The organism is Serpentinimonas sp. SSL01, assembly GCF_056323735.1.
Genome location: NZ_CM150487.1, coordinates 2,202,419 through 2,217,950, shown reverse-complemented (window position 1 = coordinate 2,217,950; position 15,532 = coordinate 2,202,419). Strand labels below are relative to the sequence as shown.

The window sequence follows — 15,532 nt, the reverse complement described above, 5'->3', positions numbered from 1 at the left end:
GACCGGGCCCCGTCAGCCCGGCTGGCCCAGCGCCTCCCAGCGCTCCAGCGCCTGCAGCAACTCCTCGTCGATGGCGGCGTGGCGCTGGGCCAGGGCGGCGGCGCGGTCTGGGTGGCGCGCGTAGAGCAGGCCATCGCCCAGCTCGGCGGCTATGGCTTTTTGCTCGGCCTCCAGCGCCTCGATGCGCGCCGGCAGGGCTTCGAGCTCGCGCTGCTCTTTGTAACTGAGCTTGCGCCGGGCAGGGGCGGGGTTGGCTGCTGGCTGGGGCGCGCTGCGGGCCGGCGAGGGGGCGGCCGTGGGGCTGGATGCAGGGGGGGCTTGGGGGGAGCCTTGTGCCGGCCCTGCAGCGCGGGCCGCACTGGCGCTGCCAAGGCCGCTGCTGCCCGCCAGGCTCGACGTGCCCATGCCGGCCGCACCGCTGCGGCCCCAGACCGGCGCGGCGCCGTGCACGCGCATCGATTGCGCGATCCAGTCCTCGACCCCGCCCTCGTACTCGCGCCACTGGCCCGCGCCCTCATAGACGATGGTGCTGGTGACCACGTTGTCGAGAAAGCGCCGGTCGTGGCTGACCAAAAACACGGTGCCGTCGAACTCGGTCAGGAGCTGTTCGAGCAGCTCCAGGGTTTCGATGTCGAGGTCGTTGGTCGGTTCGTCGAGCACCAGCACGTTGGCCGGGCGCGCAAACAGCCGCGCCAGCAGCAGCCGGTTGCGCTCGCCACCCGACAGGGCGCTGATGGGCGCACGGGCGCGCGCCGGGGCAAACAAAAAGTCGCCCAAGTAGCTGCGCACGTGGATGCGGCGCGTGCCGATCTCGATCCACTCGCTGCCCGGGCTGATGAAGTCTTCGAGCGTGGCGTTGAGATCCAGCGCGTCGCGCATCTGGTCGAAGTAGGCCACTTCGATCCGGCTGCCGCTGCGCACTTGGCCGCTGTCGGGGGCGAGCTGGCCCAAAATCAGCTTGAGCAGGGTGGTTTTGCCGGCGCCGTTGGGGCCGATCAGCCCCACTTTGTCACCGCGCAGCACGGTGGTGGAAAAGTTGTCGATGATGCAGCGGCGCTCGGGGCCATCGCCAAAGTATTTGCTCACGCCCTCGAGCTCGGCCACCAAGCGGCCACTGCCCGGCCCGCTGTTCACATCCAGCCGCACCTGCCCGACGGCAGCGCGGCGCTGGGCGTGCTGGGCGCGCAGCACCTGCAAGCGTTCGATGCGCGCCTGGGCGCGGGTGCGCCGCGCCTCGACGCCTTTGCGGATCCACTGCTCCTCTTGCGCCAGCAGCTTGTCGGCGCGGGCGTTGAGCAGCGCCTCTTGTGCCAAGCGCTGCGCTTTGAGGCGCTCAAAGGCGCTGTAGGCGCCGTCGTAGCTGTGCAGCAGGCCGCGGTCGAGCTCCACCGTGCGCGTGCAGACGCGGTCCAGAAAGTCGCGGTCGTGGCTGATGAGCAGCAAGGCGCCACGAAAATCGCGCAGCAGCTCGGCCAGCCAGCCGATGGCGTCGAGGTCGAGGTGGTTGGTGGGTTCGTCGAGCAGCAGCAAATCGGGCAGCGCCACCAGCGCCTGCGCCAGCGCCACGCGCTTGCGCACGCCACCCGAGAGGCTGCCGACGCGCTCATCGGCCTGCAAGCCGAGCCGGCTCAGGGTTTGGGCTACGCGCTGCTCCCAGTTCCAGCCGTCTAGGGTTTCGATTTCGGTTTGCAGCGCGTCGAGGTCGCAGCCGCTCTCGTGCGCCAGATAGCGCTGCAGCAGCTCTTGCACGCGCTGCAGGCCCACGCTCACGGCCTCGAACACGCTGGCCTCGGGGTCGAGCTCGGGCTCTTGCGGCACGTAGGCCACGCGCAGCCCGTTTTGGCGCTGTATCTGGCCGTCGTCGGCGCGCTCGAGGCCGGCGATGATTTTGAGCAGCGACGATTTGCCGCTACCGTTGCGCCCCACCAGTCCGACGCGCTCGCCGGCTTGGAGCGAAAAATCGACCCGGTTGAGCAAGGGCAGGTGGCCGTAGGCGAGGCTGAGGCCGTTGAGGGTGATCCAGGTCATGGGGCGGTGGGCTTGAGGGAGGCGTGGTCAGGGGGGCTTGAGGGTAACAGTTTGCCGCCGCTCAGTGGCGGTGCTGGTGGTGGGTGTCGGGGTAGTGCGGGTGGCGGTGCGTGAGGGGCTCGTGGCGGTGCCAGTGCCGGTGCCCGAGCAGGCCGGGGTTTGCGCTGGTGCTGGCGCTATCGTGCGTGTGGTCGTGGTGAGCGTCGTGCAGGTGCCAGTGTTCGTGTTCCTGCGCCTCATGCTGGTGCCGGTGCGCGTGGCGTTCGCCCAGGTGCAGCCAGACGCCGACGGCCATGAGCAGTCCGGCGCCCCAGAACAGCCACGTGGTCGCCTCGCCCAGCAGCAGCAGCGCCACCGCCACGCCGATGAAGGGGGCGGTGGCAAAGTAGGCGCTGGCGCGCGCCGTGCCCAGGTCGCGCAGCGCAAGCACGAACAGCACCAGGCTCACGCCGTAGCCCAGCAGCCCCACCAGCATGGCGGCCAGCGCAGCGCCCACAGGCGGCCACGGCGCCCCCAGCGCCAGCGCCCCGGCCGTGCTTACCAAACCGGCCACCAGCCCGCGGCTGCCGGCGATGAACACGGCGTCGGCGGCCGCGACCTTGCGCGTCAGGTTGTTGTCGATGGCCCAGCACAGGCAGGCCACAGACACCAGCAGCGGCCCCAGCCAGGCGCTAGCGGCCCCAGCGCTTGGGCCGTTGCTCAGGGCTGCTGCGGCGGCGCTGGGTTCGGCCGGCCAAGCCAGCAGCAGCCCGCCGGCGACGATGGCCAACATGCCGGTGACCACGCGCGCGCTGGCGTGCTCGCGAAACACCAGCCAGGCCAGCAGCGCGGTGTACACCGCCTCAAGGTTGAGCAGCAGCGAGGCGCTGGCGGCGCTGGTGTGCTGCAGGCCAAACATGAGCGTGGCGGTGCCGATGACGCCGCCGATGGCGATGGCGCCGCCCAGCCAGCCCCAGTCGCGCCCATGCAGGCCTGGGTGCCGCCAGCCGCGGTCGCGCAGCAGCCGGTACAGCAGCAGACCCAGCCCAGCCCCGAGGTAGAGCAAGCCGCCGAGCAGCAGCGGCGGCAGGGTGTCGAGCAGCTGCTTGGCCAGCGGTGTGCTGGCGCCAAACAGCAGCGCCGAACCGAGCGCGTAGGCAATGGCGCGGTTCATCGGGCGTTGGGTGGCTCAGAGGCTGAAAGGCAATCGGGCATGACCGGGTTTGACTCTTGGTTTTCACTCAAGCGCAGCAGGCGCCCGCTGTGGGTGAGGAACACCGCCAACTGCACCGGCAGGGCGTCGTCGTAGAGGGCGCGGTAACGCTGCAACTGGGCGCGCCAAGTATCCAGATCGCCGTTGCGCTGTGCGCTGGGCTCGTGCTCGGTGGTTTTGTAGTCGACGATCCAGCGCCTGCCTTGGTGCACGAACGTGCGATCGATCACGTGCAGGGGGTGGGGGCTGTGGCCGCTGCTCGGGGGCTGTTCATTGCCCGGTTCAGGGCCGGGTTCGAAGGCGGGTGCTGGGGGCGGTACTGGGGTGAGGTGGACAACGCTGCCGATGGCGCATTCGCTGGCCGCGTCGGTGTGGGCCGAGAGCAGCCAACGGCCGTCGGCGCTGCTCAGGGTGGTGTGCAGGTGCCGCTGCACCCGATCCGCTGCCGCCGTGGCCTCGGGCGCGCTCAGGCCTTGGGCACGCAAGCTCTGCTGCATCGCGCCGTGCAGCGGTGGCAAGCGCGTGCTGGGCCATGCCTCGGGCCCATCGTGGGCGATCAGCTCTAGGTAGCGGTGCACCAACGTGCCGATGGCGGAGGCTGTGTCTGGGCTGGCTGACGCCGGACGCCGGGGTAGGGTGGCGGCTGTGGGGGCTGTGGGGGCTGTGGGGGCTTCGGTTGCCGGGGTTTGGGGCGCCGCGGCAAGGGCTGGCCCTGCAGTGGTGTTTGACGTGGAGGGGTGCGCCAAGGCTGCAGGCCAGCCGGGCTGCTTCAACCGCTGCAGTCGGTGCGCGTACTCGGCCAAGGTGGGTCGCGCCGGGCCGCTGGCTGCTGCCGCATCCGCATCGGCATCCGCCTTTGGGCTCGCCCCAGCATCCGCATTCGTATCGGTGCCATTCCCGACGCTGGCATCAGAACCGCACGGCTGCAGTCCCGAGCGCCAGGCGCGCACGAACTCGCTTTCGGCCACTGGCCACAGCAGCGCCAGCAGGCTATCGGGTGCGGGCTTGCCCAAGGCATCGCCTTTGGGGTTGGGGGTGGCGCTGCCGAGCAGGTGCAGCTGGCGCCGGGCGCGTGTGGCGCCGACGTAGAGCAGGCGCTTGGCCTCGTTGCGCTGGCGCTCGTTTTCCAGCGCCAGCAGGTAGTCGTAGATCGAGGGGCCGTCGTGCCCGGCCTCGGGCTGGGTGGCCAAGAGCAGGCGCTCGTGGCCTTGGTCGTCGAGCACCTGGTCCCACAGGAGCAGCGCGCGGTCGGCGCCCTGGGCTTTGCGCTGCAGCCCGGGCAGGATCACGGTGTCGAACTCCAGCCCCTTGGCTTTGTGCAGCGTCATGAGCTGCAGCGCGGCGCCGTCGGGGTCGGGCGCGGCGTAGAGCCGCTCCAGTTCGGCCTCGATGCGCTCGAGCTCCAGCACGCCGTGGCGGGTGCAGCGATCGAGCACCTCGAAGTAGGCTTGGGTGTCGTTCAGATCGGCTTCCTGCGCCAAGGTGAGCGGCCCCCCCAGCGCCTGCCACACGCCCTCGACCCAGCGCCGCGGCCGCTGCTGGCCTTGGTGCGCCAAGGCCAGCCCGAGCACCTCGCGCAGGTGCGCCAGCCGCTGCTGCCCGTCGGCGCTCAAGCGCGCGCAGCGCACTCCGTCTTGCAGCAGGTGCCAGACGCTGTGGCGTGGCGCGTCGGCGGCCAGCAGGTGCAAATCGGCCAGGGTCAGGCCGCACCAAGGCGCGCGCAGCAGCGCCAGCCAGTGCACGCGGTCGGCCAGGTGGTGCAGCGCGCGCGTGAGGATGAGCAGGTCTTGAATCGGTTGGCGCTCGGCCAGCGCTTCGATCTCGACCGCCTGAAAGGCCAGCCGCTGCGGCAGCGCGCGCAGCGCCGGCACCAGCGCCTCGAGGTGGCGGCGCGCGCGCACCAGCACCGCGATGCTGCCGTCGGGGTCGTCGGCGCGCGCTTGCGCGATCAGCGCCAGCACCTGCTGCGCTTCGCGCTCGGCGCTGCTGCCGGGTTCGTCGTCGGGTTGCGGTTCGCCTTCCCCCTCGTTGGCCTGCGCGCTGGTGGCGCGGTTTTCGATCAGCGGGTGCCACTGCACGCGCGCCAGCGGGTGCCCGGTGCGGGTGGGACTGGCCGGGGCGAAGCGCACGGCGCCACGGCGGTGGTCGTCGTGAGGGCCAAAGACGTGGGCAAAGGTCTGGTTGACCCAGCGCACCAGCGGCGGCTGCGAGCGGTTGTTGCGGTACAGGTGCAGCGGCTGCGGCTGGATGGCGCCCAAGCCGTGCGCGCGCACCTGCAAAAACAGCCCGACTTCGGCTTTGCGAAAGCGGTAGATCGACTGCATCGGGTCGCCCACCAGAAATAGGGTGCGGCCGTCGCCGGCTTGCCAGCCGGCCGTCAGGCGCTCGAGCAGCTCGACTTGCAGCGGGCTGGTGTCTTGGAACTCGTCGATCAGCAGGTGGCTGATGCGGTGGTCGAGCTGCAGTTGCAGCTCACTGGGTTCCTCGGCGCGGCCCAGGGCGTGCAGCGCCTGCAGGGCGATTTCGGCGAAATCCACTTCGCGCGCCTGCTGAAACACCAGCCAGAGCTGTGCTGCCGCCACCTTGAGCACGGCCAGCAGGTCGGCGATGAAGGCGCGGTCGTTGCCGCCGTAGTGCGGCTCGGGCAAGCGCCGCACCCGCGCAAGCGCCGCCGCCGCCGCTTCGGGCAGCGCCTCGAGGCCGCACTTGAAGGCCGCCGCCAGCGCCTTGTTGCCGGCGCCGCTCAAGCCGTAGGCGGCCGGGATTTTCTGGCGCGGGCCGCCTTTTTGCGTCAGCAGCAGCTCGGCTAGGCCACGCCACAGCGGCAGCTCGGCGCTGTCACCGCGCAGCGGCTGCTGCCAGTCGGCCACGGCTTGCAGCGGTTGCTGGGCAGCTGGATTGGGCGCCTCGGTTGGGGCCGCGTCTGCGTCTGGGGTGCTGCGCTGTTGCAGCGCGTGCGCGGCGGCCCAACGCGCAGCCGTTTGCAGCGCCGCTTGCCAGCCGGCGGGCAGCAGCGCCACGAGGCGGCGCAGTTCGTCGTCGATCAGGTCGCGCAGCGCGGCCTCGGCCTGCTGCAGGTCGGCGCCTTGGTGGCACAGCGCCAGCCAGGCTTCGCGCCGCGCCAGCATGGCTTGCAACAACTCGCCCAAGCGCGCGGGTTGGTGGTCGAAGCGCTCGAGCACGCGCTCTAGGCAATCAGCCAGCGGCCCATCGGCATCGAGCAGGCGCAGCGTTTCTTGCGCGGCACGGCGGTAGTGCGGCTGGGCGTCGGCGGCGATGCCGGGCTGGCTGCCCAGGCGCGACAGCAGCGGCATCTGGCGCGCCAGCTGGCCGCACAGCGCATCCAGGGTGGTGATGCGCAGCCGCGCCGGCTGCTGCAGCAGGCCCCACTGGCGCTGGCGCTCGTGCTGCAGCACCTGAAGCCCGAGCTCGTAGGTGCGTTGGCGGTGCGCCTCGGTGGGCGGATGGCCCAAGGCGGCCAGCTCGAGGCTGCCCACGATGCGTTCGCGCATCTCCGCCGCCGCCTTGTGGGTGAAGGTCAGGGCGACGATCTGCTCGGGTTCCTCGACGTGCTGCAGCAGCGCCAAGAAGCGCTGCGTCAGCAGCTCGGTTTTGCCGGCCCCGGCCGGGGCTTCGACGATGAAGCTGCAGCTGGGGTCGATGGCCCGTTGGCGGTTGGCCTTGTCCAGCTCCAGCAGAGCGGCGTCGTCTGGCACAGCGGGATCAGCGGGTGTGCCGGTGTCTGGCCGGGCCTCGGATGTGGAAGTGGGCAGCGGCGCGGGTGCGGCGGGGTTCATGGCTGGGGCGTGGGCCTAGGGCGGGTGGTTCGGCGGTCTGGGTTGGGCTGCGGCTGCGGGCGTGGTTGCAGCTACGCCATGGGCGCGCCTGCGGTAGCTTGGGCCTGCAGCGCCAGCCACTGGCTGCGGCGCTCGCTCAGGCGCAGCAGCGGCAAGACCTCGCAGTGGCGCAGCTGCGCCGGGTCGGCCAAGCGCACAGCGGCGTCGCCGGCGCGCACTTCGGCGGCCAGCGCCTGCAGCCGCTCGCGCCAGTGCTGCAGCACCGCTTCCCAGCCGGGGAAGCGCGTGGGTGGGTAGCGCGCGCGGTTGCGGCTGCTGTCCCAGCGCAGGGTGCTTTGGGCGCTGGGCTGGGGGTGGGCGGCGTCGTCGGCCACCAGACCGGCCCAGCCGGGGTCGGCGGGCCGCACCTTGGCAAACAGGGCGCCAGCCACCTGCCCTGGGGGCAGCGTGGCGCAGGTGGCGTAGAGCGGCAGTTGCGGTTCGCTCAGGCGCTGGCTGGACCAGTTGCGGGTGTCGATGCTTGGGCTGCTTTTGTAGTCGATCACCAGCAGCCGGCCGTCGTCGAGCTGGTCGATGCGGTCGATTTGCAGCTTGAGCTGCAAGCTGCACAGCTCCACGGTCTCGTTTTTTTCGATGCCCACCACCGCAAAGCCGCTGCCCCGGGTGCGCTCGATCTCGAGCCAGCGCTGCAGCAGCCGCTCCAAGCGGCGCTGCTCCAGGGCGCGCCGCCGCGCCGACAACGGCGGCTGGTCGGGTTTGGCTAGGTAGTCCTCGAGGGCACCGCAGCAGGCTTGCTCGATGGCGGCTTGGCACGCGGCCGCGCTCAGGTCGTGCAGGGTGGTGGAGTCGCGCAGCGCCTGCCACAACCGCGCCAGCGCGGCGTGCATCAGGCTGCCGCGCTGGCGTGCGTCGAGGTCTTCGGCGGCATCGGGCAGGCCCAGCGCCGCGAGCCGGTATTGGTAATAGGCCCAAGCCGGGCACAGGGCTTGGGCCCGCAGCAAGGCGCTGCCGCCACGCGCCGCTTCCTCGGCGCTCATGGGCGGTGCCCAGGCATCGTCTAGGGTGGTGTGCGCCGCCAGCGCTTGGCCGCTGCGCAGCGCCTGCGCGCTCCAGTGCGGGTTTGGCGCTGCCTCGCAGGTGCTGGCGCTGGGCAGATCCGCCAACAAGGGGCTGGGCTGGCACGGGGCCGCCTCGGCGCTGCGCGGCCACGACAGCCACAGCGCCGGCGCGGTACACAGCAGCCGCTGCTGCACCTGCTGCGCAAAGGCGTATTGCACGGCGGCACTGGCGTTGGGGCTGGCGGCGCGGCGCTGGGCGGCATAGGGCAGCAAAGGGTTGGGCTGCGGCGGCGGCGGCCACGCGGCGGCGTGCAAGCCCAGCACCCAGACCGCGTCGAAGCGCAAGCCGCTGGCTTCGAGCGCGCCCAGCACCTGCAAGCGCGGCTGGCCCACGCTTTGTGGCTGAAAAATGCGCTCGCGGCACAAGGCTTGCAGGCGCTGCACGCAGCCCCCCAGGCGCAAGGGGCCGCAGCAGGCGTCGAGGCGGCCCAGTTCGGCCAGCGCCTCTTGCCACGCCTGCAGCGCCTGGAACTCGGGGCTCGAGAGGCTGCGCCGGTGCAGCCAGCCGGCCTGCTCCAGCCAGCCGGGCAGCAGCTCCGCCCAGTGCGAGGGCGGGTGGCTTTGGCCAGCGGCACGGGCGGCGAGCTGCTGCAGGTGCTGCAGGTGCTGCAGGCACAGCGCTGGTGCGGGCTGGGCGCTGGGCCATGGGGCAGGCGCGTTGGGCTGATCGAGTTGATTGGGCTGGGTGGGCTCCGATGGCGCTGGGTCGGGACCCTGCCAGCGCCCCCGCTGGGCCGTGGCCCAAGCCAGCACCTGCCCCAGCGCCACCCGTGCCGGCAGCGCGCTGCGCAGCCGCGCATCGAGCTGCGCGCGCACCAGCGCCTCGTCGGGCGCCGACCAGTAGGGGTGGCGCAGCAGCGCGCCGACGTCGTTCAGGCTGAGCTCGTCGGGCCGCGCCAGGCACTGCAGCAGCGCCAGCGCCCCCCCCACCAGCGCCTGCTCGGCCAGCGGCGCGCCCAGCGACAGGTTGAAGGGCGGCGCGGCTTGGGCGCGCTGCGGGTGCAGCAGCTCGGGGGCCAATACGTCTTGCAGCGTGTCGTGCAGCTGCAAGCGCAGCGCGCGCAGATCGGGCGCGACGATGGCGATGCGCCGCTGCGCATCGAGCGCCAGCTGCGCCTGCGCCCACTGCGCGGCGGCCAGGCACTCGGCGGCGGCGTCGGGGTAGCTGCGCAGCTCGATGCGCTCGGCAGCGGGCTCATCGGCCAGCTGTTGCACCTGCAGCCCCAGCCGCTGCAGTTGCTGCAGCAGCGCTTGCAACAAAGGGCTCAGGCGCGGAAAGCCCGCCAGCAGCAGGCGCTGAGGCCAGCCCGGCCCGGCAGGCGCTTGATCTAGGCTGGCCAGCGCGTCCACGGTGGCGCGGTCGAGCTGCTCGGTGGTGGCACAGCCCTGCGCCGCGCACTCGGCCCAAAAATCGCTGCGCCACAGCAGGTACTGCTGCGCTTCGGCCGCCAGCGGCGGCGCGCCCACCTCAACGTCCCAGACGAGCTGCAAAGCCAGCGCCTGCTGCGCCGACTGCGCCAGCGCGGGCAAGTCAAACAGATACGGCGCTTCGGGGCCTAGGCGCTGCGCGATCAGGCGCTGCCAGAGCTCGCGCTCCTGCCAAGCGCTCAAGGGGGTGCGTGCCAACTCGGGGATGGGCGGCGTGCTGCGCAGCAACCACTGTTGACGCAGCGCCGCCAGCCACTGGCCCAGGGTGCGGCAATCCAGCGCCTGCCAACTGCGCTGCCCTTTGGCGGCCTGCCATTGGCCATGGCGCTGGCGCAGTTCGGTGGCCAAGCGCGTGGTGGCGCACAGCACCAAGGACGAATCGGTGCAAAGCGTTTGCAACCAAGCGGGGCACGGCTCCGCTGGCCTTGCGGATGAAGTGGCTGCGGTGGATTGATGGGTGCTCATGGGGGCGCTGCAGCTGGGTGCCAAGGCCTAGAGGCCTTGTGGCTGAAGGCAGTGTAGCGTCTGCGGATGCACGCGTTAGCACTCGGCAGGGCATCGATTGAAACGAGTTGGCCTATTGATCGGGGTTGGCAGTGGCGGGCATAGGGGGAAAGAACCGAGTGAGGCATTTTGGGCCTGAATTTAAAGCGGACAACAGACTTGCACTTGGGCTGCTCGGGTGCAAAGCATTCTTGCCGCTTGTGCCCACTGTGTGCGCACACCGGCGCGCTGTGCTGTTGCAGAATGGCGGGAAATCAACGGCACGGTGCGTTGTTCCTAGGGTTTACACCCGTTTTGCAAAAAATGGCCTGGCGTTTGCTTGGATCCTTGCATCCCTAGCCTGTGCCCACAAATTTTTAGGAGACAACTACCATGCAAGCAAAAATCATTCGAACTGCAGTGTTGCTCGGCGGCCTGCTGGCTGCCGGGGCTGCCGCAGCCCATCCTGGCCACGGCGGCCACACGCTGACAGACGGTCTGGCGCACGCTTTTGCGCTCGATCACCTGTTGGCGGTGCTGGCCGTGGGGCTGTGGGCCGTGCTGGCGCTGCCGGTCGGCAGAGCCTGGCAAGGCCCGACGCTGTTTTTGCTGGCGCTGCCGCTGGCGGCGCTGCTCGGACTGACGGGTTTCATGCTGCCCTTCATGCAGTGGGCGCTGGCGCTTTCGGTGTTGTTGTTCGGGGTGTTGCTGCTGCTGGCCGCCACGCGCCAGCGCCTGCCGCTGGGTGTGGGGCTGACCTTGGTGCTTTTGGCTGGGCTGTTGCACGGTTTGTCGCACGGTTTTGCAGCGCCTGGCGCCGGCCTGGCTGCTTATGCCTTGGGTATCGTGGCGGCCACCGCAGCGTTGCACGGCGCGGGTATGTTGTTGGGCCTGGGCGTGCAGCGCTGGTTGTCCGAGCGCAGCCGCCAAATAGCGGTCACGGGTTTGGGCGGGGCCATGCTGGCTGGTGGCGGCTTGCTGTTGGCGGGCCATTTGGCGGCCTAAATCAACTGTGTGCCAAGGCATGCGCCATGCATGAAGCCAGCCTCGCCGGGGGCGTGTTGCAACTGGTCGATGACTGCGCGCAGCGCGAGGGCTTTGCCCGTGTGCTTGAATTGCGCCTCGAGGTTGGGCAACTGGCTGGGGTCGATGTGGCGGCGCTGCGCTTTGCCCTCGACTGCATCGCGCCGGGTACGCGGCTCGACGGCGCACGCATCGAACTGATCGAGACCCCGGGGCAGGCTTGGTGTTTGGGTTGCAACTCGCGTGTGCCGATCGCCCAGCGCGGCGACCCCTGCCCGGCCTGCTCGAGTTACTTGCTCGAGCCCACCGGGGGCATGGAATTGCGCGTGCTCGACTTGCAAGTGAGCGATGATTGACCTTGCGGGTCTGCGCGGTCCACCCCTTTGATGAGATATTGTGCCCGCCAATCGCCCCCAACCCAGGAGATTTGAACCATGTGTGTCGTATGTGGATGCAGCCAGACCCGGCGCAACGAAGCGTCCGCGCAACTGAACAAGCCGCTGACACAAGCGGGCACCCAAACCACGTCCGCCGCCGTCGATGCCCCTGTGCCCGAAACGGGTCCGCGCATCGACCCGCGCAGTGGCGACCTCGACTACGGCGCCGGTGCGGCCAGGGTCTCGGTGCCTGGTCTGAGCCAAGCGCGGGCGATCAAGCTCGAGCACGACATTCTGGGCGCCAACGACCGCATCGCCGCGCACAACCGGGAGCACTTTGCGGCCCACGGGGTGCTGGCGTTGAACCTGGTGTCCAGCCCCGGATCGGGCAAAACCACCTTGCTCTGCGCCACCATCGAGGCGCTGCGCCAGCGCCACCCGGCGCTGCCGGTGGCGGTGATCGAAGGCGACCAGCAGACCGCCTTCGACGCCGAGCGCATCCGCGCCACCGGCGCGCCCGCGATCCAGATCAACACCGGCAAGGGCTGCCACCTCGACGCGCCCATGGTGGCGGCGGCTTTTGCGCAACTGCACAAGCACAGCCATGAGCAACGCCATGCCCATGTTCATGAACACGGCCACGATCATGGCCACCAGCACGCGCACGGCGTCAGGCACAGCCATGCACACGCCCACGGCCACGAACACACCGCTCCCAGCCTGCTGTTCATCGAAAATGTCGGCAACCTGGTCTGCCCGGCGCTGTGGGATCTGGGTGAGCGCGCCAAGGTGGCGATCCTGTCCGTCACCGAGGGCGAGGACAAGCCGCTCAAGTACCCCGACATGTTCGCCGCCGCCCGGCTCATGATCCTGAACAAGATCGACCTGTTGCCGCATGTGCAGTTCGACGTGGCGCGCTGCATCGAGCTGGCGCGGCGCGTCAACCCCAGCATCGAGGTGCTGCAGGTGTCGGCCACCACCGGCGCCGGCCTTGACGACTGGTTGCACTGGCTTGAGCACGAGCTGGGCCACGACCACGACCACGAGCACGGGCACGGGCACGGGCATGAACGCGGCGCGGGCCACAGTCACGCCTCTGAGCAGGCCCTACGCGAGCGCGTGGCGCAGCTCGAAGCCGAATTGGCGCAGTTGCGTCACACGGCGGCGGCACCCGGGTGAATCGCCTAGGCGCCCAGCGCTTGAGCATCTGACCTTTCATGCCCACCCCGATGAGCCGCACCGCCACCCCTGCCCCCTCAGCTGCCACCGTGCTGGCACTGGGGGCGTGGCTGAAAAACAGCGCCTGTCTGTGCCAAGGTGGCCGGGTGCAGTGGACGGCGGTGCACGGTGACCTGAGCGACCCCCAATCCTGTATGGCGCTGCGCGCCTCCGCGCTGGCGCTGATACGGCAGGCACGCGCCAGCGGCGGCCCCCCCTTGGCGGCGCTGGCGCACGACTTGCACCCCGACTTTTACAGCAGCCAACTGGCGCAGGAGCTGGCGGCCGAACTCGGTCTGCCGGCGGTGGCCGTGCAGCACCACCGGGCCCACATCGGCGCCGTCATGGCCGCGCACGGCTTGGACGAACCGGTGCTCGGGCTGGCGCTGGACGGCTTTGGGCTGGGCAGCGACGGCGGCGCCTGGGGTGGCGAGCTGCTCTGGCTTGAGGGCGCCCAGTGGAAGCGCCTGGGCCACCTGCACCCACTGGCGCTGCCCGGGGGCGACCAGGCGGCGCGCCAGCCTTGGCGCATGGCGGCCAGCGCCTTGCACGCCTGCGGCCTAGGCGCACAGATCGGCGCGCACTGGGGCGCTCGTGTGGGCGCCAGTCGCGCCGCCACGGTGCAACAGATGCTGGCGCGCGGCCTGAACTGTCCGCTCAGCAGCAGCGCCGGGCGTTGGTTCGACGCCGCTGCGGCCGCGCTCGGCCTGTGCCTAGAGCAAGACGACGAAGCCCAAGCCGCCGTGGCCTTGGAGCAGGCAGCGGCACGGGCGCTGGAGCGCGGCACGCCCCTGCCCGATCTGCCTTTGCCCGGTCTGCTGCCCGGAGCCGCAACGCAATCGGCAACCGGCGTCGGAACCGGCTTCGACGCCACCGCCACACCCCTGACATCCTCGCAGATCCTCGATCTGCGCCCGCTCTGGCTGGCGCTGCACGAAGCGGCCGCACCCTTGCGGCTCGGGCGCACCGCCAATGCCACCCTGCCCACTGCTCCTGATAGGGCCGCTGCCCCGCCCAGCGCCCATACCGCCCCCGCCCCCTCCATCGCCGCCCAAGCCGCCCTCGCCGCCGCCTTCCACCTGCGCCTGGCCGACGGCCTGGCCGACTGGGTGCTGGCCGCCGCCCGCGCACGCCAGACCCGCAGCGTGGCGCTGGCTGGTGGCTGTTTTTACAACCGCATCTTGCGCCAGCGCCTGCAAGCGCGCCTAATCGAGGCCGGCCAGCACGTGTATCTGCAAACCGCACAAGGCTGCGGCGACGCCGGGCTGGCGCTGGGCCAAGCCTGGGTGGCCGCGCAAGAGCTGGCCGCTGCCCCTTGCCCTGCATCCTTTTACCAGGAGAACCCCCTATGTGTCTAGCCATCCCCGCCTTGCTGGTCGAGCGCCTGAGCGACGACCAAGGCCTGATCGACCTCGGCGGCATCCGCAAGAGCGTCTCGCTCGCGCTGGTGCCCGAAGCCGTGGTGGGCGACTACGTCATCGTCCACGTCGGCCACGCCATCGGCTTGCTCGACCCCGAAGAAGCGCAGCAAACGCTGGCCATTTTTGCCGAACTCGAGCGCAGCGCCGACAACACCGACGCCGCCGTCGCCCGCGGCCGGCTGGTGCCCGCGCCATGAAATACATCGACGAGTTTCGCGACGGCGCGCTGGCGCGTCAGATCGCGGCGCGCATCAGCGCCGAAGCCGACCCGCTCCACAGCTACCGCTTCATGGAGTTTTGCGGTGGCCACACGCACGCCATTTCGCGCTACGGTGTGCTCGATCTGCTGCCGCCCAATCTGCGCATGATCCACGGCCCCGGCTGCCCGGTGTGCGTGCTGCCCATCGGGCGCCTCGACATGGCCATCGACTTGGCGCTGCGCCAGCCCATCACCCTGTGCACCTACGGCGACACCCTGCGCGTGCCGGCCTCTGAGGGCGCCTCGCTGCTCAAGGCCAAGGCGCGCGGCGCCGACATCCGCATGGTCTATTCGGCCGCCGACGCGCTCGAACTGGCGCGCCAGCAGCCCGAGCGCGAGGTGGTGTTTTTTGCCATCGGCTTTGAGACCACCACCCCGCCCACGGCGCTGGTGCTCGATCAGGCCGAGCGCACCGGCTTGCGCAACTTCAGCGTCATGTGCAACCACGTGCTCACGCCGCCGGCCATCCGCGCCATCCTCGACGGTGCCCACGCCGACGAGGGCGCCACGGCCGAGATCGAAGGCTTTGTCGGTCCGGCGCACGTCAGCATCGTCATCGGCTCCGAGCCCTATGCCCGCTTTGCGCGCGACTACCGCAAGCCGGTGGTGATCGCCGGCTTTGAGCCACTTGACGTGCTGCAAGCCATTTTGATGCTGGTGCGCCAGGTCAACCAGGGCCGGGCCGAAGTCGAAAACGAGTTCACGCGCGCCGTCACTCCCACCGGCAACCTGCGCGCCCAAGCGCTGATGGAACAGGTGTTTGAGCTGCGCCCGAGCTTCGAGTGGCGCGGGCTGGGCAGCTTGGCGCACTCGGCTTTGCAAATTCGGCCGCGCTACAGCGCCTACGACGCCGAGCAACGCTATGGCCTGCAATACCGCAGCGTGGCCGACAACAAGGCCTGCGAATGCGGCGCCATTTTGCGCGGCGTCAAAGAGCCGCGCGAGTGCAAGATTTTCGGCACCGTCTGCACCCCCGAAAACCCCATCGGCTCGTGCATGGTCTCGAGCGAAGGCGCGTGCGCGGCGCACTACACCTACGGACGTTTTCGCGACATCCCCATTGTGGCCGCCGTGCCCACCCAAGCCGACGAGGTGCCAGCTTGAGCGCCCCCCCCGATACCCCAGATACCCCCGACAACGCCGCGCGCAAACCCTACCAGCGGCCACTGGACATCAAGCGCGGCCGCA

At 70.3% G+C, this 15,532-nt stretch carries 10 protein-coding genes; 6 read left to right on the top strand and 4 right to left on the bottom strand.

The annotated features are described in order from the left end of the window. Positions 1–12: 12 nt before the first annotated feature. The 4 genes from ACVMK0_RS10415 to ACVMK0_RS10400 form a co-directional block, all read right to left on the bottom strand. Complete coding sequence (locus tag ACVMK0_RS10415; protein ID WP_476463753.1) at positions 13–2,028, bottom strand: ABC-F family ATP-binding cassette domain-containing protein; 2,016 nt, start codon at positions 2,026–2,028, stop codon at positions 13–15. A gap of 61 nt (positions 2,029–2,089) precedes the next feature. Then, positions 2,090–3,181, bottom strand: coding sequence for a DMT family transporter (locus tag ACVMK0_RS10410; RefSeq protein WP_476463752.1), 1,092 nt, complete (start codon positions 3,179–3,181; stop codon positions 2,090–2,092). Beyond that, entirely contained in the window at positions 3,178–7,017 is a 3,840-nt protein-coding gene (locus ACVMK0_RS10405) for a UvrD-helicase domain-containing protein (protein ID WP_476463751.1), read from the bottom strand. Before ACVMK0_RS10405 ends, ACVMK0_RS10410 begins: the two co-directional genes overlap by 4 nt. Positions 7,018–7,088: 71 nt before the next feature. After that, on the bottom strand, positions 7,089–10,028 hold the full coding sequence (locus tag ACVMK0_RS10400; RefSeq protein ID WP_082027365.1) for a PD-(D/E)XK nuclease family protein: 2,940 nt from the start codon (positions 10,026–10,028) through the stop codon (positions 7,089–7,091). A 411-nt stretch (positions 10,029–10,439) separates the two neighbouring features. Here ACVMK0_RS10400 and ACVMK0_RS10395 point away from each other — a divergent pair, with 411 nt between their 5' ends. The 6 genes from ACVMK0_RS10395 (at position 10,440) to hypD (ending at position 15,448) form a co-directional block, all read left to right on the top strand. Beyond that, positions 10,440–11,051: a HupE/UreJ family protein gene (locus ACVMK0_RS10395; protein ID WP_045536859.1), complete on the top strand. Its 612-nt coding sequence runs from the start codon at positions 10,440–10,442 to the stop codon at positions 11,049–11,051. A 26-nt stretch (positions 11,052–11,077) separates the two neighbouring features. Further along, positions 11,078–11,425, top strand: coding sequence for a hydrogenase maturation nickel metallochaperone HypA/HybF (locus tag ACVMK0_RS10390; protein WP_045536857.1), 348 nt, complete (start codon positions 11,078–11,080; stop codon positions 11,423–11,425). A 78-nt stretch (positions 11,426–11,503) separates the two neighbouring features. Then, entirely contained in the window at positions 11,504–12,625 is a 1,122-nt protein-coding gene (gene hypB, locus ACVMK0_RS10385; RefSeq protein ID WP_476463750.1) for a hydrogenase nickel incorporation protein HypB, read from the top strand. A gap of 38 nt (positions 12,626–12,663) precedes the next feature. After that, complete coding sequence (locus ACVMK0_RS10380; RefSeq protein ID WP_476463749.1) at positions 12,664–14,022, top strand: Kae1-like domain-containing protein; 1,359 nt, start codon at positions 12,664–12,666, stop codon at positions 14,020–14,022. After that, on the top strand, positions 14,013–14,282 hold the full coding sequence (locus ACVMK0_RS10375; protein ID WP_250961211.1) for a HypC/HybG/HupF family hydrogenase formation chaperone: 270 nt from the start codon (positions 14,013–14,015) through the stop codon (positions 14,280–14,282). Before ACVMK0_RS10380 ends, ACVMK0_RS10375 begins: the two co-directional genes overlap by 10 nt. Further along, on the top strand, positions 14,279–15,448 hold the full coding sequence (gene hypD, locus ACVMK0_RS10370) for a hydrogenase formation protein HypD (protein WP_045536849.1): 1,170 nt from the start codon (positions 14,279–14,281) through the stop codon (positions 15,446–15,448). The genes ACVMK0_RS10375 and hypD overlap by 4 nt, the downstream gene beginning before the upstream one ends. The last annotated feature ends 84 nt before the right edge of the window (positions 15,449–15,532 follow it).

Coding starts and splice junctions, on each gene's coding strand:
- ACVMK0_RS10400 (WP_082027365.1), bottom strand. CDS start 10,028: ATGAGCACCCATCAATCCACCGCAGCCACTTCATCCGCAAGGCCAGCG.
- ACVMK0_RS10390 (WP_045536857.1), top strand. CDS start 11,078: ATGCATGAAGCCAGCCTCGCCGGGGGCGTGTTGCAACTGGTCGATGAC.
- ACVMK0_RS10410 (WP_476463752.1), bottom strand. CDS start 3,181: ATGAACCGCGCCATTGCCTACGCGCTCGGTTCGGCGCTGCTGTTTGGC.
- ACVMK0_RS10380 (WP_476463749.1), top strand. CDS start 12,664: ATGCCCACCCCGATGAGCCGCACCGCCACCCCTGCCCCCTCAGCTGCC.
- ACVMK0_RS10375 (WP_250961211.1), top strand. CDS start 14,013: ATGTGTCTAGCCATCCCCGCCTTGCTGGTCGAGCGCCTGAGCGACGAC.
- ACVMK0_RS10405 (WP_476463751.1), bottom strand. CDS start 7,017: ATGAACCCCGCCGCACCCGCGCCGCTGCCCACTTCCACATCCGAGGCC.
- ACVMK0_RS10395 (WP_045536859.1), top strand. CDS start 10,440: ATGCAAGCAAAAATCATTCGAACTGCAGTGTTGCTCGGCGGCCTGCTG.
- hypB (WP_476463750.1), top strand. CDS start 11,504: ATGTGTGTCGTATGTGGATGCAGCCAGACCCGGCGCAACGAAGCGTCC.
- hypD (WP_045536849.1), top strand. CDS start 14,279: ATGAAATACATCGACGAGTTTCGCGACGGCGCGCTGGCGCGTCAGATC.
- ACVMK0_RS10415 (WP_476463753.1), bottom strand. CDS start 2,028: ATGACCTGGATCACCCTCAACGGCCTCAGCCTCGCCTACGGCCACCTG.